The following is a 24,493-nucleotide window of genomic DNA, read 5'->3' as shown; positions in this document are numbered from 1 at the left end:
AATGCCGTATTTTTATCCCTCATATTTGGGTGTCGTATAAGGTGTGCTTTTTGTTTCTAACTATCTCAAAAATAACACCTTACACCCAAATTATTCACCTACTAATGAATTTTCCGGGTTAAATAATGTTTGCGCATTTGGTATTAACCAACAATTGTCAGGTACGTATTTTTCAGATTCTATATCTATCTTCATACAGGTTAATAAACTGATGATCTCACCTGCCCATAAGCATAAGCTTGGATGCAAGCCATCACCCAAAACAAATGCTCTTATTGCTTTTTTCCAACAACGTAAGATATCAGCCAGGTACGAGTTGATTTAGTATTCAAATATTACTAACTAATCTTACTATAAAAACAGATCAGTAAAGCCTTTTCAGCTTTGCTACAAAGTAAGGCCCTCCGGAAGTTACCAGAAGCTGGGAAGTCAAAGCTCGTGAACTATGTCGCAGACCATTTCATATTTCAATTCTTCATAGAACAGCTCTAAAGCAGCGTGCATTCTAATCTGCGATTACTACTTAATATCAAACAACAAATCTAAACCAACCCTAGTATGAAAAACCATTTACAAAATGCAATTCGTATGCCCGTGAGATGGCTCTTTGTGAGCTATATGGTCATAGGTGTACCTGCACATCTTCTGCTTGCCGGATCCATGGCAAGTGGGTATTTGAAAGCTCTTCCCATGGAGGTGGAAGTGACCGGTACCATCGTTTCTGATGAAGGAGAAGAGCTACCAGGTGTGAACGTACTCGTCAAAGGAACTAATATGGGTACTGTAACCGACATTAACGGAAACTATCGACTGAATGTACCTGATGACAACGCTGTTCTGGTGTTTTCCTTTATAGGTTACGTAACACAGGAGATAGTGGTAGGTAGCCGAACGGTGGTAGATGTTACCATGGTCTCCGATGTGCAGGCGCTTGAGGAGGTAGTGGTAGTAGGTTACGGTACCGTTAGAAAAAGTGATCTTACGGGCTCCGTAGCTACGGTGAAAGCGGATGCCATTAAGGAATTCCCCATCACTTCCATCGACCAGGCCCTGCAATCACGTGTAGCCGGTGTTAACGTGACACAAACCTCTTCGGCTCCCGGAGGAGGCCTTTCCGTGCGTATCCGGGGCGCCAACTCTATTAACAGTGGCAGTGAGCCGCTTTATGTTATCGATGGTTTTCCGGTGTACCCTGATAATGATGCCTCGGGAACTGACGGTAACCGTACTTCAGGAAATGCCCTGGCCTCTATAAATCCTAATGACATTGAGTCAATAGAAATACTAAAGGACGCGTCGGCTACTTCCATTTATGGTTCCCGTGGCTCTAATGGTGTAGTGCTGATCACTACCAAAAGAGGAAAGGCGGGCGAGACAAAAATTGAATATGACGGCTCCTATTCGCTGCAACAGGTATCTAACTCTATCGACCGCCTGAATGCCAATGAATATGCACAATACCGGAACCTGATCGCTGATAGTAAAGGGGAAACCAGGCCTTTTTCCGAAGCCCAGATCAATGCATTGGGTGAAGGAACAGACTGGATGGACGAAGTGCTACGGACAGGTTCTATAAATAACCATCAACTTACGGTGTCGGGCGGAGGAGAGAATTCAAGATTTGCCGTCATTGGCAACTACCATGAGAATGAAGGGATCGTGATCGGCAGCGAATTTGAAAGATATGGTGTACGACTTAATCTCGATAACGATCTGCTGGATGATTTTGTGACCATAAGTTCAAGCCTTTCCTATAATAGAAGTATCACGCAGAGCCAAACCACTGACAGGCAAACACCGGGTGACGGTGGTATCATTATTACTGCTTTAGGTCTGGATCCTACTGTACCCGTCAGGGACGCTGAAGGCAATTTTAACTTGGTGTCTTATGACGGTCGTTTTGATATAAACCCGGTACAGGAAGCGCTGAACATTGATGATACGGATTTTACCAACAGGTTTTTGGGAAATACAGGGGTTACATTCCATTTGTCCAAAGACCTGTCCTTCAAGACGAGTATCGGTGCTGATGTTTTAAATGCCAACCGGGTTACGTTTTACGGATCAAATACCTATTTGGGAAGACAGCGCAGCGGTGACCTGCAAAATTTTTCCAGGTACTCAACCAACTTGCTGAATGAGAATATACTTTCTTACAGCCGGCAGCTTTCACCACTTCATTTTATTGATGTGGTGGCAGGGTATACTTATCAGCATGTTGTTAATCGCTTTACCAGCGTATCAACCCGTAATGTGGCCGGTACATCGGTAGAGAACGTACGATTACAAGACGGTACAAGTCCTCAGATCCCGTCATCCGGAAGAGTGGAATCGGTTTTAAAATCTTTTCTCACCCGGATCAATTATAAATTTAAGGACCGTTATCTCCTGACGTTTACGATGAGAAGAGACGGCGCTTCTGTCTTTTCAGAAGACAATAAATGGTCTAACTTCCCTTCTGTGGCATTGGGTTGGAGAGTGATCGATGAACCCTTTCTGCAAGACAACAAAGTGCTGTCTAACCTCAAGTTAAGAGCAAGTTATGGAGTGACGGGAAACTCCAATGTGCCGGCTTTTAGTTCTTTTCCAGCCCAGGCTACGAACAATTACGTGTTCGGAGAAACTTCCGCACTGGTTACAGGCAAGGTGGAAGACAGGCTGGGCAATGATGCGTTGAAGTGGGAATCAACCAAAATGCTTAACATAGGTATTGACGCGGGCTTTCTGGAAGATCGCCTGACGTTAACCATGGACTACTTCAGAACCACTACCGATGACCTATTGCTGAACATAGCCTTACCACCAAGTTTGGGGTTTGAGTCGGTACTTAAAAACAGCGGGTCGTTAGAGAATAATGGCCTCGAACTGGGGCTGAACTATATTGCTATTGATAATGGCAACCTGCGATGGGATATTTCAGGTAACATTTCCTTCCTGAACAATGAGATCAAAGACCTGGGGGATAGCGGGCCTTTCTTTGCTCCCATGCTTAATACGCATCTGGGGGTGAATGGCAGCTGGGTAGAACCCGGACAGTCTATAGGTGTGTGGAGGGGCTACAGGTTCATAGGCCTTTTCCAGGACCAGACTGAAATTGATAACAATGCATCGCTACCCGGGGATAAACCCGGGTCACCCAGATACCTGGACAGCGATGATGATGGTGACCTGGATTCCGATGATTGGGTTATTTTGGGTAACCCTAACCCTGACGTGACCTGGGGCTTTAACACATCGGTGAAATATAAGAAATTTGACCTGGCCATTTTCCTCAGAGGTGTCCATGGCAATGAAGTCAGGAACCTGCAGGCCTCTGAATTGGCTGATGGCACTCAGATCATCAACCAGGTAGGAGACATGCTGTCCGATTCCTGGACACCGGATAACCGTGGCGCCAATCGTCCGATCATAGACGGCACTCGTGATTTTGCCGGCTTTTTCAGAGATTCGGATTATTTTGTTGAAGATGGGTCGTTTGTCAGGGTCCAAAATATTGCCATAGGTTATACGCTGCCGGAGTTAAGGCATATCACCCGGCTGCGCGTATATATAAGTGCGCAAAACCCTTGGGTCTTTACGGATTACAGTGGCTTTGATCCGGAGGTGAATAACCAGGGGCAGAATAACCTGAACCGTGCGGATGATTATGATGCGTATCCAAGGGCCCGGATCTTCACTTTTGGGATCAACATGGGACTATAAATGATGTGCCAGATTAAAATGAAAATGACATGAAAAAGATAAAAATAATAGCCTTTTTGCTGATCGGGACTGCTTTTCTTTTCAGTTCCTGCGAGGACCTGGAAGAAGAACCAGATTTTACTACGGCAGAGAACTTTTTTACCAATCCGGAGCAGCTGGAGATCGGTGTAAACGGTGTTTATGATGTATTGGGTTATGCGGGTGAATGGTTTAACCATTTCTACAACCGTTACGTATTTGAATGCCAGGTAGGCTACCAGGTAGGTTGGGAGAAAGGACCATTGAATTTCCAGAATGGCATCGTAGACCCAAGTGATATCTACATAGATGCTTATTGGAAGCAGTCTTATGACGCGATCAATAGTGCCAATACAGTGATTGAATCTGCTGACAAGTTACTTGCCGAAGGGTCCACTGACGATGATCTCGTGAGAAGGGTACAGGCAGAAGCCAAATTTTTACGGTCCTTCTTTTATTTCAACCTCATACGGTATTTTGATGATGTTCCTTTTACGGATAAACGTGTGGTCAACGACGAGGTGCGTCCGACCAATGAGAATGGGAAAGTCAAGGTGATCGCTATGATGAATACAGACCTCACAGCTATTGCCGACGTACTACCGGCCGCTTATGGTGGTGGTGATGTAGGGCGGGCCACAAAATGGGCTGCACTTACACTTTTAATGAAAGGGCAATTGTTGGATGAAGACTGGACGGGAGCATTGGCGACAGCTCAAAACATTGTGGATAACAGTGGGATTACGCTGTATGACAATTTTAGCCATAATTTCGAAGTAGCGTTTGAAAACCAGGGGGAAAGAATATTTGAGGCACAGGTGTCGTCCGCTGTGGCTGCCAGTGAAACGAACAATCACCATGCTCACTTTGTACCTGCCGATATGCCTACGGACCAGGGTGGGGTAGGATGGCACTGGCTGTACGGCACCAAAGATTTTCGTATGCAATATGATGATAGTGACCTGCGGATACCGGGGACCTTCCTGGAATCTTACCCGACAAAAACGTTAGGAAGAAGGTCCGATGGCACGTGGCCTATGGTGACCTGGAGTGAAAACGCCGAGTTTACATTAACCACCGGCCTGGTGGGCATTGTAGCGGGTAAAGAGGCGGATGACTATACCCAGGATGAACTGATCTTTGGCAGGCCTCACAACAAAAAGTGGTTTGAGTTTGGCACCAGCGAGTCATGGGAAGATGAAGAGAAAAACATCGTTTATTTACGGTATGCCGATGTATTGCTTGGACACTCAGAGGCTGCTAATGAAAGTAATACCGGCGATCCTTATTTCGGGATTAATGCGGTGAGAGAAAGGGCCGGTCTGTCTGAACTGTCCGGTTTATCACCCTCTGCGTTGAGAGATGCTATTGTTAACGAACGTGTGCTGGAATTTGCCTTTGAACAGGAAACCTACCCGGAGCTAAAAAGGAAAAGTACCTTTGGTGGAAACCCCGATTACCTGGGAGATTACATCCAGCGGTTTATCGATACCTATGGTCTGCAAAGGCAGCTCAAGGCACGTGATTATGTGCTGCCTATACCACTGGTAGAGTTATTAAATAATTCGAATGTGGAACAGCATGATGTGTGGAAATGACAAAGGACATCATCTAAATCATTTGCATTATGATAATCTCATAGTAACGAGATTATTATGAGGTGAAGGTGATTATTTGTGATGGGACTGTATGGCTTCAGGAACGTACAGTCCCTTCTTTTTGACCGTTTATTCCGTTATTTTTCTTTGTGTAAAACGAACCATCAAATGTCCGGCAACCCGAGATACCTCTGCTTATTGTTAATCCTGCCTTTGTTCTGTTGTCAGGAGCCATCAACGGATAACATCCAAACACTGTTTACACTCCTTCCGGCGGAGAGGACCCAAATCGATTTCGAAAACACGATCGTTGAAAACGATACATTCAACATGGTAGATTTCTTTTATGTCTATAATGGCGGTGGTGTGGCCATTGGTGATATTAATAACGATGGTCTGTCGGATATTTTCCTTACAGGGAACATGGTGGATGATCGCCTTTACCTTAACAAGGGAGACCTGGTATTTGAGGATATCTCAGAACACTCCGGTATTAGCCGGCAACCCGGCTGGTCTACGGGAGTGACCATGGTGGATATCAATCATGATGGTTATCTTGACATCTATGTTTGCCGTTCCGGGAATTATCCGCCTAATAAGCGAAAAAACCTTCTTTTCATTAACAATGGTGATCTTACCTTCTCTGAAAGTGCTGAACGGTGGAAGATCGCAGATCCCAGCTATTCTACACAGGCCACATTTTTTGATTATGATAAGGACGGTGATCTGGACATGTACCTGTTAAATCACACCAACGATGTACGTGACCCCAACCATATCAAGCCCCTGGTCTCGGATGGGACAGGCGCTGCCAATGACCGTCTTTACAGGAATACCGGGGAGGCTACCTTTGAAGATGTGACGTTGGAAGCGGGTATCATTTTCGATGGCTTTGGTCTTGGAGTAGCGGTTGCCGATGTCAACCGGGACGGATGGGAGGATATTTACGTTTCCAATGACTTCCTGGCGCAGGATTACCTGTATATCAACAACAAAAATGGAACCTTTAATGAAATGGGTAACCAAAGTATGCGCCATTTCAGCCAGTTTGGAATGGGGGCGGATGCCGCTGATTTTAACAACGACGGTCTGATAGATATTGTAGTGGCGGATATGCTGCCTTCGGATAACCTGGGCAGAAAGAAAATGGCTGGCCCCTTGAATTTCAACCTTTTTGAACTGGCCAGTCAAACAGGTTATCATCCACAATATATGCGTAATACACTACAGCTTAATCAGGGGCTGGATCATGATAGTACCGTACTTTTTAGTGAAATAGGACAGCTTTCAGGTGTTTATTCCACGGATTGGAGCTGGGCACCTCTGCTGGCTGACTTTGATAATGACGGGAAAAAGGACCTCTTCATCACGAATGGTTACTTAAGGGACATCATAGACCTCGACTTTATTAACTACACCGCGAGTCTTTCGGCACGGACCAGTCAGCAGCAATTGGATGAGGCATTGAAAAAGAAGTCAAAAGAAATGCCAGGGCTGTACACCAGTAATACTATCTTCAAAAACATGGGAGACTATACCTTTACAGATAAAACGGTTTCCTGGGGACTGGACCAGCCTTCCTTTTCAAATGGAGCGGGATTCGGTGACCTGGATAATGACGGCGACCTGGACCTTGTTATCAATAACATCAATCAGAAAGCATTTGTATGTGAAAATCAAGCGATTGACAGGTTGAAAAACAACTATATACATATAGTGCTTGCCGGCACTTCCCATAATCCATTTGCATTAGGTAGTGAAGTGAAGGTCTTTCACAATGGGATGACACAATTGCGATGTCAAATGGTCACTCGTGGTTATCAGTCATCTGTTGATTACGGGTTGCATTTTGGGGTGGGAAGCTCAATGAACTTAGATAGCCTTGTGGTGCGTTGGCCTGATGGAAAAATGAGTAGACTGACAAACGTTGATGTTAATCAGACACTGACAGTTGACTATCATACGGCAAGACCGGTTTCAAATTTGATATCCGATGATGAAGCTCCGCTCTTTGATGACGTCACTGAAAAATATGGCCTGGACTTCGTACATGAAGATAAACATTATCTTGATTTTAGTCGACAATACCTGCTACCTCATAAACATTCTCAACAAGGTCCTGGTATTGCCGTGGCAGATGTAAACGGGGATGGCCTGGAAGATTTCTTTGTAGGAGCAGGATATGAAGCAGTAGGGCAGTTATTTTTACAGACTACCAGCAAGAAGTTTGAGCTCAAACCATTATCAACAGGGCCTGGTTACGAAGAAGATCTGGGAGCACTCTTTATTGATGTCGATAATGACGGAGATAAAGACCTCTATGTAACCAGTGGCAGTAATGAATTTTTCCCCAAAGCAAAGTACTACCAGGATAGGTTATACTTCAATAATGGTAAGGGTGAGTTTGATCTGGATACCGCCGCGCTACCTGTCATGCGCTCAAGTACTGCCTGCGTCAGAGCTTCGGACTTTGATCAGGATGGAGATTTTGATCTTTTTGTTGGCGGAAGGTTGTCGCCTTTGAAGTACCCTTACCCGGGCGAAAGCTACTTGCTGGTGAACAATGGGGGGAAGTTTACGGATCGAACGGTAGCATTGGCACCGGGTTTAAAACATACCGGTATGGTAACCGATGCCTTGTGGACCGATATTGACAATGATCTTGATACGGACCTGATCGTGGTCGGAGAATTTATGGAGATACAGGTTTATCTGAATACGGGAGGCGAGCTGGTGAATATTTCCCAAGACATCGGTCTGCAAAATACGTCAGGGTGGTGGAACAGTTTGGGGGCAGCCGATTTTGATAATGATGGAGATGTGGATTATATAGTGGGTAACTTAGGCCTGAACAGTCGCTACCAGGTATCAGTGGAAGAGCCACTGACGGTTTACGCAGCGGATTATGATAATAATGGCTATATAGATCCCATTCTTGCCGGGTACTTGAATGGCGTTGAATACCCGACACACAGCCGGGATGATCTGATCGGCCAGATTGCTTCCATGAAGAAGAAATACCCCGATTACCTGGGCTATGCCAAAGCCGATATGCGTGATGTACTTTTGGGGTCTAAGATGGATGATATTTACGTAAAACAAGTTCATCTTTTTGAAACCGTTTACCTGGAAAACCTGGGAAATACAAAATTTGTAGTCCATAAACTGCCCGTAGAAGCACAGTTCTCTTCAGTTTACGGAATATTGACCGATGACTTCGATCGTGATGGGTTTGAAGACCTGTTACTCACAGGGAATGCCTACGGAACGGAGGTAATGACCGGTCAGTATGATGCTTCGGTAGGGCTGGTATTGACAGGAGATGGAAAAGGAAATTTTGAAGCACTAAAAGCCAACAAAAGTAGATTTTTTGTCAACGGAGATGCCAAAGGTGCTACCATGCTCCACATTGGGGAAGAAAGGGTATATTTGTTTGCCAGAAATAGCGGTCATTTATCTGCTTATCAAGCCCTGAATACTACAGATAATTACATTACAGTGGAGGACGATATTTTAAAAGCAAAGGTCGCCTGTCGTGATGGAATGACTAAGATCTATGAGTTCTATCACGGGTCGTCTTATTTGTCACAATCTTCCCGGAGATTAAAGATCCGGGGGGATATTAAAGGGATTCGATTTTACGATCACTCTGGTAATGAAAAGAAACATTTTGTACCCCAATAATGAATACATCATGAATAGGTTTTTTTTACTTGTTTTCATCCTGCTTGTGTTGGCAGAAGTCTCCATAGGACAAGATTATACACTTGAGTCACCTGCCAAGACTAACCGCATAGAGGTCTCTGTTGTCGAGCGGCTTACTTACAAAGTGCTGCACAAAAATGAGACAGTACTTAACCCGTCAGCCATTTCGATTACGATCAATGATAAAAAATATGGGAGTGAACCCAAAGTTAGGAAGTCGCAAACCCGGTCGGTAAACGAGGTCATCAAGCCGGTGCTTAAAGTAAAAAGAGCGGAAGTTCAGAATGATTATAACGAATTGGAATTACAATTTGCCGGTAAGTACGGGGTCATTTTCAGGGCTTATGATGATGGTATAGCTTACAGGATCACTACGAATATGAAAGGGGAGATTACGATACAGGATGAAGAGATCGAGTACAATTTTGGTGTTGATCATACCGCATCGATTCCTGTAGCGGATGGTTTTTTCACACACTATGAAAGAAATTACACAACGCAGAAGATCAATGCACTGGGCGATGAGGAGATGAGTTGCCTGCCTATACTGGTACACCTTCAGAACGGGAGGAAAGCCGTGATCACAGAATCAGACCTGTACGATTATCCTGGGTTTTACCTTAAGAAGGGTACAGTAACCCATTCCCTCTCAGGTACATTACCAGGCTATCCAAAGCAATACAAACAGCCTGACGACCGGGATGTCCGTCCTACGGAGAGAGAGGAATTTCTGGCCAAAACCAACGGAAAGCGTTCATTCCCATGGCGGCTGATGGTGATCTCCGATGAAGATAAAGACCTGGTGGAAAATGAATTGGTATTGAAACTGTCCTCACCATTAAAATTGAAAGACACTTCCTGGATACGACCTGGAAAAGTAGCCTGGGACTGGTACAATGCAAACAACATTACAGGGGTAGATTTTGAATCCGGTATCAATACGGATACTTATAAGTATTATATTGATTTTGCTGCTGAACATAAGCTGCAATATGTGATCCTGGATGAAGGTTGGTATGACATCAAAACCAATGACCTGATCCATCCCGTATCCACTATTGATATGGAGGAGCTGGCACGCTACGGCAATGAGAAACAGGTCGGTCTGATTTTATGGGTCACCTGGAAGGCGCTGGAAGATATGCTCAACCCGGCACTGGACCAGTTTGAAAAATGGGGTGTCAAAGGTATTAAGGTAGATTTTATGCAGCGTGATGATCAGTGGATGGTCAGTTACTATGAAAAAGTGGCCCGGCTGGGAGCGGAACACAAGCTGTTGGTTGATTTTCACGGTTCTTACAAGCCTTCGGGGTTACGACGGGCTTATCCGAATGTGATCACGCGGGAAGGAGTTAAAGGACTGGAACAACACAAGTGGGAAGGACAAATGGCTAACCCGGAGTACGATGTGGAAATACCTTTTATCCGTATGCTGGCAGGCCCGATGGATTATACACCAGGGGCCATGAGAAATGCACAAAAACGGAATTATCAGGCTTTTTTTGAGCGGCCCATGTCTTTAGGCACGCGCTGCCATCAGCTGGCCATGTACGTGATCTATGAAAGCCCTTTACAAATGCTTGCGGATAGTCCTTCCAACTACCATAAAGAGCAGGAATGTATGGAATTCCTTTCTGTGGTACCCACGGTTTGGGACGAAACCATGGTTTTAGATGCGAAATTTGGAGACTATGTATTGATCGCCAGAAAAAGCGGCAAAGAATGGTATGTAGGGGCATTGACCGACTGGTCTGACAGAGACCTTGAAGTGGACCTCTCTTTTTTGGGTGAAGGAGAGTATACCATTGACCTTTACCAGGATGGAGCGAATGCCGAACGCCATGCGGAAGATTTTAAACGGATAAAAAAGAAAGTCACTCATCAGGATAAGCTTAAGATCCATCTGGCTTCCGGCGGAGGGTGGGTAGCACGGATCTATTGATGTTTTGCTTTCATCTAAAATGCTATACAAATAGTCAATAGAGCTTACTGAAAATTCTTTTGATCTCTTCGGAGAATAGTAGTGTGGAAAGAACCGGGAGCTTAGCGTTATTTAACTAAACAAACGCCTGGATCCCCGTAATATCGGCACCTAAAATCAATAGATGAATATCGTGCGTACCTTCGTAGGTCACCACACTTTCAAGGTTCATCATATGACGCATCATCGGGTATTCGCCGGTAATGCCCATTCCACCATGTATTTGTCTGGCTTCCCTGGCAATTTTTAACGCCATTTCTACCGAGTTGCGCTTTGCCATCGAGATCTGTGGAGTGGTGGCTTTGCCTTCGTCCATCATTTTACCCAATTTCCAATTGAGTAACTGTGCTTTGGTGATCTCCGTGAGCATTTCAGATAGCTTTTTCTGGATCAACTGGAAGGAAGCAATAGGTTTACCGAACTGGATACGTTCTATCGAATATCGTCTGGCTGAATCGTAGCAATCCATGGCAGCGCCAATAGCCCCCCAGGCAATACCGTACCGCGCTGAATCCAGACACATCATAGGAGCGCCCAGACCGTTTTTGCCGGGGAGTAAGTTTTCCTTCGGCACTTTCACATTGTCAAATACCAACTCTCCTGTAGTACTTGCCCTTAAGGACCATTTCCCATGTGTTTCAGGAGCAGAAAACCCTTCCATGCCCCGTTCTACTATTAAGCCGTGAATACGTCCGGCCTCGTTTTTCGCCCAAACTACCGCTATATCAGCCTTTGGAGAGTTACTGATCCACATTTTGGCTCCATTTAACAGGTAGTGGTCTCCCATATCTTTAAAATTGGTCACCATCCCACTGGGGTTAGACCCGTGATCCGGTTCAGTGAGTCCGAAGCAGCCCAGGTACTCGCCGGAAGCCAGTTTAGGAAGGTATTTTCTTTTTTGTTCTTCACTTCCAAATTTATAGATCGGATACATTACCAAAGATCCTTGTACAGATGCCGTGGAACGCATACCGGAATCTCCTCGTTCTATTTCCTGCATTATAAGTCCGTAAGCAATGTAGTCTAACCCACCACCACCATATTCCTGGGAAACGGTGGGGCCAAAAGCCCCGATATCGCCAAACTTTCGCACAATCTCGTAAGGGAAATAGGCTTTTTCACACCAATCTTCTATGTAAGGTGAGATCTCTTTCTTTACAAAGTCGCGAACTGAACTGCGGATAAGTTTATGCTCTTCTGTCAGCAGGTCGTCTATGTGGTAAAAATCCGGCGATTCAAAAAGGTCAGCGGCTGTTCTTTTGCTATCATGTGCTTCTACTGCGTTCATACTCATACCTTTTGGGTTATTCACATTTAAATTCCAAATTTACGCATCCGAATTGAACATACACCAATTATTATAAAAACGTATATGCCGGAAGGTAAAATGGATTCACGCATCCTGGAGCAGATCAAAAAGCTGGAAGAAAAATACCAGGTGATGGGACAAGACCTTTCTTCCTACCTGGATGGACTTTTGTACTCAGACTATCTCACGTATTGGGATTATATCCATCTGGATACTTTAATGAGTCTGCAAACCCCTAAAACAGGCTTTAAAGATGAAATGATCTTTATTGTCTATCATCAGCATACTGAGCTTTTTTTTAAACTGGTCCTGTGGGAAATCGAACAAATGAGTGATGTAGACCGCCTGGAGAAAGCATTTTTCATCGAAAGAATGACACGGGTAAACCGTTATTTCGAATTGCTGGAAAATAGTTTTTCCGTGATGGTCGAAGGTATGGACCGTGATCAGTTCTTACAGTTCAGAATGTCCTTGTTACCCTCCAGTGGGTTTCAATCGGCACAATACAGACTGATCGAGTTAAGTAGTACTGATATTTACAACCTCTCTACGGTCAATATGAGGGATGGGTTGACACCCGATGATGATATAGAAAAACTTATGGATGCCCTGTATTGGAAACAGGGTGCGACAGAATTGGCTTCAGGCAAAAAAACGTTGACCTTGCGGCAGTTTGAAGAAAAATATGCCCAATCATTTGCAGAGCGTGTTCAGCAGTTTAAAAATAAAAACCTGTTGAAATTATATCAGACACATTTCAAAGATACAGTTGAAAATGATGATGTGAAGGAAGTACTTCGCAGGTATGATCTACTGGCCAATGTGTATTGGCCTCTGGCACATTACAAATCGGCGGTAAAGTATTTGCAAAAGAGCCCATCGGACATTGTGGCAACCGGAGGTACCAACTGGCAAAAATATTTACCACCGCGTTTTCAGAAAGTGATCTTCTTCCCGGAGTTGTGGACGGCACAGGAAATAGCCGAATGGGGCAAGGGATGGGTGATGAAAGAAATAATAAAAGAAGATCATTGATACTTACAATTGCCAGGGCCTCACTTTCAGCACATAACAGAGGCACAATATAAATGAAATCCCATTTCTTTAAGTTTTTCTATCTGTTTATCTTCGTGTGAAATCCATTCTTTTGAAAGCACTTACCTATATAGCTCTGTCTCTAGTAACCATGGTCTCTTATGGCCAGATAGAACGCTTTACTTATCATGATGAGGATAAGAAAAAGGTGAAGGAAGTATATCATGTCACAGATACTTTTTCCAATGTACTTGAAGGAGGATATCTTTCTTATTATCTCAATGGCCAGTTAGAGTCTAAAGGTCGGTTCTCTAATAATGAAACGGTAGGCTCATGGGAATTTTACTATGAGACCGGTAATCTGAAAATGGTAGGTAATCTTAAGCCAGGTTCTAATGATGGGTATTGGGAGTATTATTTTGAAAGTGGCATAAAAAGTATGGAAGGGGAGATAAGCCGTCAAAAAAGACGTGGCGAATGGCTGATTTATTATGAAAGCGGGGAGTTGAAGGAGCAAGGTAATTTCAGAGGGAATAAACGGGAAGGGATATGGACATTGTATTATGAAGACGGACAAAAAAAGGGTGTGACGGATTACACTTATGGCAAAGGCAGGGCCGTTGAATATTATGCAACAAGGGAAAAGCGTGCTGAAGGCCCGAAGTCCGGTGTTTATCATGTAGGACTATGGCGTTACTATTTTAAAAATGGTCAGCTGCAGGCAGAAGGATTGTACCAGAATGGAAAAAAAACCGGTGACTGGAAATATTATTATAAAAACGGACAACTGGCCGCTACCGGAACTTTTGACAATGATGAGGCCCAGGGTAAGTGGTCTTATTACCATGAAAATGGAGAGGTAAGCTCCAGTGGAGAATTTATTGATGGGAAAAAGAGCGGTTATTGGGGACTGTTCAATGATGATGGCACACTCAGAGGGGAGACTAACTTTGATCAAGGTAGTGGTATCTACACGGAGTATTATTTAAGTGGAAAAGTGCGCATGAAAGGGAAGATACAAAACGAGAAGAAACAGAAGCTTTGGAAGTATTACTACGAAACGGGACAGTTGGAAGGGGAGTGCAATTTTGAAGATGGCAAAGGAGAGTATCATGGATATTACCCTGATGGCACCTTACAAACAAAAGGGATGTTGGAAAATGATGAGAAAGTCGGCCGGTGGGAGCTTTATAAAAATGATGGGGAACTTTCCGGTTATTATATGCCTATTTATGACCAACCTGATATCTCTAATGTAAAAAACAGTCGTGCGCGATCATCTCAAAAATACGGTGTAGGTGAATATCGGTTCAAGTCCAGAAAGTTTAAATACTTTGATGCTAAGATCAATGAATTTCAAGGGGTTATTATGCAGTTTAATCCTTTCCTGTCTTTCCTGGGAAGAGCTCCATTCGGGGTAGAGTTTTATTTACAGGAAAGGTTAGGACATGAGTTTGAGTTTGAAGGTATCAGAGACCCATTCTATACTATGGACGACGACGTAGCTTTGAACGATGTTTTTACCAGAGGTTATAACATGGCACTGAAACAGAAGTTTTATAATCCGGATAATAAATATGGGTTATGGTATTTTGGGCATGAAATACGATTTTCCAATCTAAGTCACTTTGCTAATATCATAAATGAACCTGCTGCTGCAAGTATCATTCGTGCCAGCGCTTCGGAACAGAAGATTGAGTATTCCGTTATTCTGGGGTATCGGCTAATGCAAAATACAAGAAGTAAGGGGTTTACGGTGGATGGTTTTGTAAGCCTGGGAACGGGCTATCGTAACTTCGACGTGGAATCGAATTTTAATAAGGTATTTGATGAACTCAATCAAAACCAGGTGCCCTTAACATTTAACTTTGGTTTGAGCCTGGGGTATGCATTTTCTTTTGGGGCACGACGCCGATAGTATGAACACACCATTCCATTGAAAAAGAGATATGATCTTACTTTGAGGCCTGAAGATGCCTTTGATGAATCCCGCTTTGATACACTGGTTCGTCAAAAGTTCAAGGTCGATATTTCTGATAGTTATAGAATTGTAAAACGGTCCATTGATGCCAGGAGAAAAGCGGTAAAGGTTAATGTACAGGTAGAGATTTATGAAAAAAATAGTCCGGCACCTTCACTTATCCGTTATAGGCAGCCTACCCGGGATGTAACCCGGGCTAATTCGGTCATTATAGTTGGCGCCGGACCCGCTGGCTTGTTTGCTGCGCTACGTCTTATAGCACTAGGGATTAAGCCCATAATACTGGAAAGAGGAAAAGATGTGCGTTCCCGGCGACGAGATCTTGCTGCCATTAATAAGCATCATATTGTTAATCCTGAATCCAACTACTGTTTTGGTGAAGGTGGCGCTGGTACCTATTCGGATGGTAAGTTATATACAAGGTCAAAGAAGAGAGGCGATATATTAGGCATACTGGAGGTATTGGTATCACATGGTGCCAGGGAAGACATACTTTACGAAGCACATCCGCATATTGGTACGAATAAGCTGCCGGGTATAGTGGCCGCCATGAGAGAGAGTATTCTTGCGGCAGGAGGTGAAGTACATTTTGATACAAAAGTGACAGACTTTGTGGTAACCGGTGATGAGATTTCAGGGGTAATACTCGAATGTGGAGAAAAGCTGAAGGGTGAAGCGGTAATTTTAGCTACCGGTCACTCGGCCCGTGACATATTTGAATTGTTGCCTAAGAAGAAAATTACTATTGAAGCTAAGCCTTTTGCTCTGGGGGTTCGTGTAGAGCACCCGCAAGAGCTTATTGACAACATCCAATACCATTGTGATAATGGCCGTGGTGAGTATTTGCCTGCCTCATCCTATTCCCTGGTTCACCAGGTAATGTATGAAGGGCAAGCGAGAGGGGTCTTTTCATTTTGTATGTGCCCCGGAGGGTTTATCGTACCTTCTGCTACTGCACCTGGTGAAGTGGTGGTGAATGGCATGAGCCCTTCCCGCAGAAACTCTAAATATGCTAATTCCGGAATAGTGGTAGCAGTAGAAATGACAGATATCCCGGACTATACTGAATACGGCCCGCTGGCTGCCATGCATTTTCAGTCAGCCATAGAAAAAAAAGCATGTATGATGGCTGGTGGTGGGCAACTAGCTCCTGCTCAACGCCTTGTTGACTTTACAAGAGCAAAGGTATCTTCTAATCTCCCACCGACATCTTATCAGCCGGGCCTGACGTCCGTTGCTATGGATGACATATTGCCGCCTTTCGTTGCAGAAAGATTGAAATTAGGTTTTGAGGCATTTGGCAGAAAAATGAAAGGCTACTTTTCTAACGAGGCCCAGATCGTAGGCGTAGAGAGCAGAACTTCGTCACCGGTACGTATCCCAAGGAACAAAGAAACCCTCGAACATGTTGACTTTCAAAGATTTTATCCCTGTGGAGAAGGAGCAGGGTATGCCGGGGGCATTGTATCTGCTGCCATGGATGGAGAGCGTTGTGCGGAAGCCTTGGCCATGAAGTACTTCAACAAAGTAATTGTGCCATAGATGCCGAATCTGATGTTCTGTCTTTTGTAAATTTCCCAGCTATGAAAAAAACTGCCATTATAGGGGCCACAACCAACCCATCACGTTACGCCTACTTTGCCGCTGACATGCTTACCGCTAAAGGTCATGAAATTGTGCCGTTAGGCATTAAAAAGGGTGAAGTTTCAGGAGTGGAAATTATGGATATAAGGCAAAAGCCTGAAGTAAAGGGTGTCGATACGGTTACACTCTACCTTGGGCCGCAGAATCAGGCCCCATGGTACGATTATATTTTGAGCTTAAAACCTGAGCGCATCATTTTTAACCCGGGTACCGAAAATGAAACGTTCAGGGTGTTGGCAAATCAACATGGCATAGACACGGAAGAAGCTTGTACCCTGGTGCTTTTGAGATTGGGTGCGTATTAGTTCCCGGATCGGTTTTAACCCCGCTACTTACCGTATACACTAATTTTCACTTGTTGGGATCAAAGTCATTAAAATACTATTGCTTCGTTCTCTTTGAAGGCTATATTTGACGTCGAAATTCAAGTCATTATCTAATAAAAAGATTCATCGTTAAATAACTCAATAAAATGGAAGCATCATTTATAGAAGAATTGAAAAAAGCAGGCGCAGATGTCGCTACAGTAAAAGAACAACTGGAATATTTTAAGACCGGTTTTCCATTTCTTAGCATTGTACGTTCTGCTTCTATTGGTGATGGAATAAGAAAGTTGGAATCTACTGATATACAGGGTTTTATGAGTCTGTATGAAAAAAGCTTACCTACGCTACAGGCATTGAAGTTCGTGCCCGCCAGTGGCGCAGCCAGTCGTATGTTCAAGTTGCTTTTTGAATACCTGGAGGAAGATGAAAGTAAAGGGGCTTCTTCCGACTTTATCCAAAAGTTTATTAATGGATTAGATCATTTTGCTTTTGTGAAATCCCTGGAAAAGGCTATGGAAGAAAATGGTGATTCATTGGCTGAAGCGAGGTCAGAAGGAAGGTACCATAGCATTGTTAAGGCGTTGTTAACTGAGGATGGGTTGAACTACGGACAGCTTCCCAAGGCCTTATTACAATTTCATAACTATGGAAGTTTCGTACGGACCCCGGTTCAGGAGCATTTTAAGGAAGGGGTGGAATACGCACGGGGTTCGGAAGATAAGATACGTTTACACTTTACCGTATCTCCGGAGCATCAAAAAGCATTTGAAGCGCATGTAGAAGAAGCTAAGAGTGATTTTTCTGACAACACCTTTGAAGTCAGCTTTTCACAACAAAAAAAGTCTACCGATACCATTGCTGTTACCATGAACAATGAGCCTTTCTATAATGATGATGGCCAAATATTGTTTAGACCGGCCGGACATGGAGCATTGCTGGAAAACCTTAATGATATAAATGCGGATATAATATTTATCAAAAATATTGACAATGTAGTTCCGGACCATCTCAAAGAAGAAACAATCCGTTTTAAGAAAGCACTTGCCGGTCTTTTACTTTCGGTCAGAAATCAGGTATTCGACTATTTAAGTCAGCTGGACGCAGGTGCAGATGAGAGCCTGGTAAAGGTAATTGAAAACTACCTCACTGCCGAGTTAATGGTTGATCTGCCCAAGGACTATCCTACCAGGGATCTGGCCAGTAAAGCTACCCTGCTTCATAATGCCCTGAACCGTCCGATCCGTGCTTGTGGAATAGTGGAGAATACCGGAGAGCCTGGCGGCGGTCCGTTTTGGGTAGCAGGAGAGGGTGGAAGACTCTCCCTTCAGATAGCCGAGACATCGCAAATTGACCCAGATGATGAAATGGCCATGTCTCATTTGAAACATTCTACGCATTTCAGCCCTACCGATCTGGTTTGTTCCGTTAAGAACTACAAAAATGATAAGTTCGACCTGCTTCAATACCGTGATCCTAAAACCGGGTTTATCACGGAAAAGTCCAAAAGTGGTCGTCGTTTGAAAGCACTTGAGCTCCCGGGCTTGTGGAACGGTTCTATGGCAGGCTGGATCACGCTGTTTGTAGAAGTGCCGTTGATCACGTTTAACCCGGTAAAAACAATTAATGACTTGCTCAGAGCCGAACATCAAGGCGCTTAAATGACCCTTATTTATTGAGTTTTATACTCCGAAATGTATAAGTACATTTTGTGAATAATTGTGGTGTGTGTCAGCAGGAGGAGTTATCTGTTAAAACACATAACTATAATTAGATTATAGTTTTAAACAATAGTATTTTAACGAGTATTATTCAGTCTGTTACGGTTCGTAATAAACCCTGTTTTTAACATGAAAAAGACCGCGAAATAGTGTAAATTTGAAGCTATTTGAAACTTAATTATGAGCGAAAAAGAAGAACAACGAAACAACGATTATTCAGCAGGTAATATTCAGGTGTTGGAAGGTCTGGAAGCCGTGAGAAAAAGACCTGCTATGTACATTGGAGATGTCGGCGTTAAAGGTTTGCATCACCTCATATGGGAAGTAGTGGATAATTCAATTGACGAAGCCCTGGCAGGGCACTGCGATGCAATATCCGTTACGATTAATGAGGACAACTCCATTACTGTTTCTGACAATGGCCGGGGTATACCGACTGACTTCCACGCTAAAGAGAAAAAATCTGCACTGGAAGTGGTGATGACGGTACTTCATGCCGGTGGTAAATTTGACAAAGATACCTACAAAGTATCGGGAGGATTGCACGGGGTAGGTGTTTCCTGTGTCAATGCCCTTTCTACCATACTTAAAGCTACGGTTCACAGAAATGGTAAAGTGTTTGAGCAAACTTACGAAAGAGGTAAGCCAAAGTATGATGTAAAGGAAGTAGGTACGACCGATATAACGGGTACCACTATTGACTTTAAGCCGGATAATGAAATATTCACGGTAACCGAATACGTCTATGAAACGGTAGCTTCCAGGCTGAGAGAGCTTTCTTTTCTAAATGCAGGTATCAAGATCCACCTTGAGGACAGTCGTGAGAAAGACGAGGACGGACACCCCAGAAGTGATGACTTCTTTTCCGAAGGCGGACTGAAAGAATTTGTGGAATACCTGGATAGTACCCGGGAAAGGTTAATTCCCGAAGCTATTTTTATAAAAAGAGATCAGGGCGAAATCCCTGTTGAAGTAGCCATGAGCTACAATACCTCTTATTCTGAAAATGTAGTTTCCTATGTGAATAATATCAATACGATAGAAGGAGGAACACATGTAGCCGGCTTCCGCCGCGCTCTGACCCGGACGCTAAAATCATATGCGGATAAATCCGGTCAGTTGGACAAAGTGAAAATAGATATTAGCGGGGATGATTTCCGGGAAGGACTTACAGCTGTTATTTCAGTAAAGGTTGCTGAACCTCAGTTTGAGGGACAAACAAAAACCAAATTAGGTAACTCTGAAGTCATGGGTGCGGTGGACACCATGGTAGGGGAGATGCTTAACAATTACCTTGAAGAACACCCCAAAGAAGCGAGAACCATTGTTCAGAAGGTAATTCTCGCTGCACAGGCCCGGCATGCTGCCCGGAAGGCCCGTGAGATGGTACAACGTAAAAACGTGCTCAGCGGAACCGGACTACCCGGTAAACTTGCAGATTGCTCTAATAATGACCCCGCTGTGTGTGAGCTATATCTCGTGGAGGGTGATTCCGCAGGTGGCTCTGCGAAGCAGGGAAGAGACCGTAATTTTCAGGCTATCTTACCACTAAGAGGAAAGATATTGAATGTGGAAAAGGCCCAGGAACACAGGATCTATGAAAACGAGGAGATCAAGAATATGATCACCGCACTGGGAGTGAGCTTTGGTACGGAAGAAGATGAAAAGGCACTGAACATGGAAAAATTACGCTATCATAAAATAGTGATCATGACGGATGCCGATGTAGATGGTAGTCACATTCGTACGCTGATTTTAACCTTCTTTTTCCGTTACATGCATGCACTCATAGAAAGCGGGTACCTGTACATAGCGCTTCCTCCCTTGTATTTATTGAAAAAAGGGAAGAAAGAAGTATACTGCTGGACGGAAGAAGAACGTGAAAGGTTGGTTATGGAGCTGGCAGGTGAGTCAGGAAAAGAGGATACTGTAGGCGTACAACGGTATAAAGGTCTGGGAGAAATGAACCCTGAACAACTTTGGACAACCACAATGGATCCTGAAATGCGCAGCTTAAAGCAGGTTACGATAGACTCTGCCGCGGAGGCTGATCATCTTTTTTCAATGCTCATGGGGGATGAAGTAGCGCCGAGAAGAGAGTTCATTGAACGTAATGCAAAATATGCTAAGGTAGACGTATAGGGTAGATGACTACCTCTTAAAATATGCATTCAAAAGCCGTTCAATTGTTGAACGGCTTTCATTTTTATACAGCTAAATACTCCGGAAACAGACGAAAATCACTAGGGGATTTTTTTCAATCCTTTATTAAAGTATCGCTTTATTTTTCAATTGTAACTAATTGATAAATAGTATTTTAATATGAAAAAATCAATTACATTTTCAATAAGAAATAAAATGCATGGCAGAGGGTAATGCACCACTTATTGAATTATTAAATGTTTCTCTTCAATATGAGGAAAATAACCTTGTTGTTGAATCCCTTAGTTTGGCAATAGGTTTATGTGAAAAAGTAGCTATAGTGGGTGAAACCGGATCAGGTAAGTCCACCCTCTTGCGTGCTATGGCGGGCTTGGAATCATTAAGCAACGGCGAGATACGCTTTAACGATCAGCACCTTGAAGGTCCGGGAGAAAAACTGATTCCCGGTCATGAAGCTATAGGCTATTTATCGCAACACTTTGAGTTGCCTAAGTTCACAAGAGTAGAAAAAATTCTGACTGATCTGTATTGGATTTCATCTGAAGATGCGTCTAAAATATATGAAGCCTGCAAGATCAGTCATTTGTTACAAAGAGATACCCGAAGTTTGTCTGGAGGGGAGAAGCAGCGTGTTTTCCTTGCCTGGCTGCTAACACGTTCTCCACAATTATTACTGTTGGATGAACCTTTCTCTAATCTTGACGCTATGCATAAAGAAACTATCAAAGCAGTCATCGACAATGTGGTAGATGATTTAGGGGTCACTTGTGTTTTAGTTTCTCATGATCCAAGAGATACACTTTCATGGGCAGATAGGATCATTGTGTTGAAAAATGGCCAGGAGATACAATCCGGAAGCCCGGAATATTTGTATCAAATGCCGAGGGGTCCTTATGTAGCCGGTTTATTTGGCCGGTTTAACCGTATAATTACGGACAGATGGTCTGTCAACGGTATAGATGTTCGCAAAAAGAGAGGAGACCAGATCATTGTGCGGCCTGAGCAGTTGAAAGTCTCAAAAAGTCAAGTAGAGAACTCTGTAAAAGGCAAGGTACTACAAAGGGCCTACTATGGCAGTTTTGATGATGTAGAGGTTCAACTGGAGGGAGAGACCGTCATTGCTCGCACCGAGGTCGGAGCGTTTAATGCTGGTGAAAATGTATTTGTTTTATTAGTACTTTAATAGGTAAAGGACAGCAGAAGGTGAGTATTAGTTTTGAGAGTCAGGTCCTGTATTCCGGTCATACAACGCTTGCATCATACCATCTTTTAGTCCTACATCCGGAACAATGATGCTATCTGCTTTGGCCCATTTCATGACTTCCAGGTATATTTCAGATGCCGGAATGATCACATCAGCTCTGTCCGGATTAAGTTGTAACCTGGCGATGCGCTCTTCATAAGACAGTGCTTTTACCTTTTTCTGCACGTCAATAACTTCATCCAACGTCATTTTTTCATGGACCGGCTTTTGACTTAGATCAAATATTTTATTAATGTTCCCACCGGTGCCTACTGCAGTGATCCGTCCTTCATACTCTTTTGACTTTTCCAAAACCCATGCTTCCATTTCATTCCATATGTCCGGGGAATCATGGTGTTCCAGTCTTCTTACGGAACCTATCTTAAAAGACCGGGCGACAGATTTCTTTCCATCAGAAAATATATTCAATTCCGTACTTCCGCCACCTACGTCTATGTGCAGGTAGTTTCGACTATTATCCAGGAACTTGCTGATGGCTGTATGGATCAAACGTGCCTCTTTAGCTCCACCGATAATATCAATGGTAAGTCCGATATCATTGAGTACTTCCTTTACGATACTACGACCATTATCAGCCTCGCGCATTGCTGAAGTGGCACAGGCCATATAATCGTCTACTTCGTAAAGGTCGATCAGCAGTTTAAAGGCATGCATGAGTTTTTTGAACTTTTCTGCCTTGGTATCGCTTATTGAACCTGTGCTGAATACGTCTTTACCCAACCGCAAAGGAAAACGTACATATTCAAGTTTTTTGAAGTTTAATTTATCATCTGAGTGGATGGCAGTTGTAACCTGTAGCCGAATGGCATTAGAGCCTATGTCTATTGCTGCTAATTTCAATGGAACCTATTTTTAGGTGCAGAGATAACAATAAATAAAAAATGTTGCCTCGTTTTAAGATTATTCTTTTCAATTTTATGTTCGTATTTAATATTGGTTGGTCATGAAGGGATTAATAGGAGCAGTAAACATATCTGAAGATCAATTGAGACAGGGTAAGATAAGACTTAAAATCATTGAAAGATGGAAATAGAAGATATACTTAAGGAGAAAATACTGGTATTGGACGGAGCTATGGGCACCATGATCCAACGTTATACATTAGAAGAAAAAGATTTTCGAGGGGAACGGTTTAAGGACCATAAGCATCCGTTAAAAGGAAATAATGACCTACTTTCCATTACACGCCCGGATATTATTAAGGACATTCATGCGGCTTATTTTGAGGCAGGCGCAGATATTGCCGAAACAAATACGTTTAGTGGCACCACTATTGCCCAGGCCGATTATCATCTGGAAGATGCAGTTTACGATATAAATTATGAGTCTGCTAAAATAGCCCGGGAGGCAGCTGATGAGTTTACGACCAAAGAGCCTCATAAGCCTCGTTTTGTAGCGGGTTCCATAGGGCCTACCAACCGAACAGCCTCTCTGTCACCAGACGTGAATAACCCTGGCTATAGGGCCATTAGCTTTGAAGAGCTGGTAACAGCCTACAAAGAACAGGCAACGGCGTTGCTGGAAGGTGGTGTGGATATGTTCCTGGTGGAAACCGTATTTGATACCTTAAATGCCAAAGCAGCATTGTTTGCCATTGATGAATTGCTTGAAGAGAAGGGGATGAAATTGCCTATAATGGTATCCGGTACCATAACCGATGCCAGTGGTCGTACGCTTTCAGGACAAACCACCCAGGCATTTTTGATATCGTTGGAACACATGCCATTGCTCAGTATTGGGCTGAACTGTGCACTTGGAGCCAAAGAGTTAAGGCCCTACCTTCAGGTACTGAATAAAGAAGCCGGTTTCTTTGTGAGTGCGCATCCCAATGCAGGACTGCCCAATGAATTCGGACAATACGATCAAACTCCGGATGATATGGCAGAACAAATTGAGGTATTTCTGAAAGAAGGTCTTATCAATATCATTGGAGGGTGTTGTGGTACTACACCGGAACATATTACGGCTATTGCTGAAACAGCTAAGAAATATGCCCCGAGGGCTTTGAAGAGTGAATCCCTGGAGGTTTAACTCTTAACAAGTAGCAGA

Annotated in this window: 14 protein-coding genes; 12 read left to right on the top strand and 2 right to left on the bottom strand. The window is 43.6% G+C overall.

All coding sequences use genetic code 11. The features are described 5' to 3' along the window. Positions 1–558 precede the first annotated feature (558 nt). The 4 genes from FNH22_RS24615 (at position 559) to FNH22_RS24600 (ending at position 10,965) form a co-directional block, all read left to right on the top strand. Positions 559–3,702: a TonB-dependent receptor gene (locus tag FNH22_RS24615; RefSeq protein WP_143401163.1), complete on the top strand. Its 3,144-nt coding sequence runs from the start codon at positions 559–561 to the stop codon at positions 3,700–3,702. A gap of 29 nt (positions 3,703–3,731) precedes the next feature. Next, entirely contained in the window at positions 3,732–5,318 is a 1,587-nt protein-coding gene (locus FNH22_RS24610; protein WP_143401162.1) for a RagB/SusD family nutrient uptake outer membrane protein, read from the top strand. Positions 5,319–5,486: 168 nt separating this feature from the next. Further along, positions 5,487–9,002: a VCBS repeat-containing protein gene (locus FNH22_RS24605; protein WP_185154388.1), complete on the top strand. Its 3,516-nt coding sequence runs from the start codon at positions 5,487–5,489 to the stop codon at positions 9,000–9,002. After that, on the top strand, positions 8,974–10,965 hold the full coding sequence (locus FNH22_RS24600) for a glycoside hydrolase family 97 protein (RefSeq protein WP_221420347.1): 1,992 nt from the start codon (positions 8,974–8,976) through the stop codon (positions 10,963–10,965). Before FNH22_RS24605 ends, FNH22_RS24600 begins: the two co-directional genes overlap by 29 nt. Before the next feature lie 115 nt (positions 10,966–11,080). Here the strand turns inward: FNH22_RS24600 and FNH22_RS24595 are convergent, their stop codons facing one another. Further along, positions 11,081–12,292: an acyl-CoA dehydrogenase family protein gene (locus FNH22_RS24595; RefSeq protein ID WP_143401160.1), complete on the bottom strand. Its 1,212-nt coding sequence runs from the start codon at positions 12,290–12,292 to the stop codon at positions 11,081–11,083. Positions 12,293–12,376: 84 nt separating this feature from the next. Between FNH22_RS24595 and FNH22_RS24590 the strand changes: the two genes are divergently transcribed. From FNH22_RS24590 to FNH22_RS24560, 7 genes are all read left to right on the top strand, one after another. After that, positions 12,377–13,348 (top strand): tryptophan 2,3-dioxygenase family protein, encoded by a 972-nt coding sequence (locus tag FNH22_RS24590; RefSeq protein WP_143401159.1) that lies wholly within the window; start codon positions 12,377–12,379, stop codon positions 13,346–13,348. Positions 13,349–13,460: 112 nt separating this feature from the next. Continuing rightward, positions 13,461–15,266 (top strand): toxin-antitoxin system YwqK family antitoxin, encoded by a 1,806-nt coding sequence (locus FNH22_RS24585; RefSeq protein ID WP_143401158.1) that lies wholly within the window; start codon positions 13,461–13,463, stop codon positions 15,264–15,266. 18 nt (positions 15,267–15,284) lie between these two features. Continuing rightward, positions 15,285–16,871, top strand: coding sequence for an NAD(P)/FAD-dependent oxidoreductase (locus tag FNH22_RS24580; RefSeq protein WP_143401157.1), 1,587 nt, complete (start codon positions 15,285–15,287; stop codon positions 16,869–16,871). A 41-nt stretch (positions 16,872–16,912) separates the two neighbouring features. Beyond that, entirely contained in the window at positions 16,913–17,278 is a 366-nt protein-coding gene (locus FNH22_RS24575; RefSeq protein WP_143401156.1) for a CoA-binding protein, read from the top strand. Positions 17,279–17,445: 167 nt separating this feature from the next. Beyond that, positions 17,446–18,957 carry a DUF4301 family protein gene (locus FNH22_RS24570; RefSeq protein ID WP_143401155.1) on the top strand — a complete coding sequence of 504 codons (1,512 nt, stop codon included), beginning with the start codon at positions 17,446–17,448 and terminating at the stop codon, positions 18,955–18,957. A 240-nt stretch (positions 18,958–19,197) separates the two neighbouring features. After that, complete coding sequence (gene gyrB, locus FNH22_RS24565; RefSeq protein ID WP_143401154.1) at positions 19,198–21,159, top strand: DNA topoisomerase (ATP-hydrolyzing) subunit B; 1,962 nt, start codon at positions 19,198–19,200, stop codon at positions 21,157–21,159. A gap of 220 nt (positions 21,160–21,379) precedes the next feature. Continuing rightward, a complete protein-coding gene (locus FNH22_RS24560; protein ID WP_143401153.1) occupies positions 21,380–22,363 on the top strand; it encodes an ABC transporter ATP-binding protein in 984 nt (327 codons plus the stop codon). 27 nt (positions 22,364–22,390) lie between these two features. Here the strand turns inward: FNH22_RS24560 and FNH22_RS24555 are convergent, their stop codons facing one another. Continuing rightward, positions 22,391–23,284, bottom strand: a complete 894-nt coding sequence (locus FNH22_RS24555) for a Ppx/GppA phosphatase family protein (RefSeq protein WP_143401152.1) — start codon at positions 23,282–23,284, stop codon at positions 22,391–22,393. A 183-nt stretch (positions 23,285–23,467) separates the two neighbouring features. On the opposite strand from FNH22_RS24555, the gene FNH22_RS24550 reads away from it, so the two are divergent. After that, complete coding sequence (locus FNH22_RS24550) at positions 23,468–24,475, top strand: homocysteine S-methyltransferase family protein (protein ID WP_143401151.1); 1,008 nt, start codon at positions 23,468–23,470, stop codon at positions 24,473–24,475. Positions 24,476–24,493 lie beyond the last annotated feature (18 nt).

Origin of the sequence: Fulvivirga sp. M361 (assembly GCF_007097395.1) — a bacterium.
In the GTDB taxonomy this organism is placed as follows: Bacteria; Bacteroidota; Bacteroidia; order Cytophagales; family Cyclobacteriaceae; genus Fulvivirga.
Note: the sequence above shows the minus strand (reverse complement) of the source record. Positions and strands in the feature narration are given on the sequence as shown.

Coding starts and splice junctions, on each gene's coding strand:
- FNH22_RS24615 (WP_143401163.1), top strand. CDS start 559: ATGAAAAACCATTTACAAAATGCAATTCGTATGCCCGTGAGATGGCTC.
- FNH22_RS24610 (WP_143401162.1), top strand. CDS start 3,732: ATGAAAAAGATAAAAATAATAGCCTTTTTGCTGATCGGGACTGCTTTT.
- FNH22_RS24605 (WP_185154388.1), top strand. CDS start 5,487: ATGTCCGGCAACCCGAGATACCTCTGCTTATTGTTAATCCTGCCTTTG.
- FNH22_RS24600 (WP_221420347.1), top strand. CDS start 8,974: ATGAAAAGAAACATTTTGTACCCCAATAATGAATACATCATGAATAGG.
- FNH22_RS24595 (WP_143401160.1), bottom strand. CDS start 12,292: ATGAACGCAGTAGAAGCACATGATAGCAAAAGAACAGCCGCTGACCTT.
- FNH22_RS24590 (WP_143401159.1), top strand. CDS start 12,377: ATGCCGGAAGGTAAAATGGATTCACGCATCCTGGAGCAGATCAAAAAG.
- FNH22_RS24575 (WP_143401156.1), top strand. CDS start 16,913: ATGAAAAAAACTGCCATTATAGGGGCCACAACCAACCCATCACGTTAC.
- FNH22_RS24570 (WP_143401155.1), top strand. CDS start 17,446: ATGGAAGCATCATTTATAGAAGAATTGAAAAAAGCAGGCGCAGATGTC.
- gyrB (WP_143401154.1), top strand. CDS start 19,198: ATGAGCGAAAAAGAAGAACAACGAAACAACGATTATTCAGCAGGTAAT.
- FNH22_RS24560 (WP_143401153.1), top strand. CDS start 21,380: ATGGCAGAGGGTAATGCACCACTTATTGAATTATTAAATGTTTCTCTT.
- FNH22_RS24550 (WP_143401151.1), top strand. CDS start 23,468: ATGGAAATAGAAGATATACTTAAGGAGAAAATACTGGTATTGGACGGA.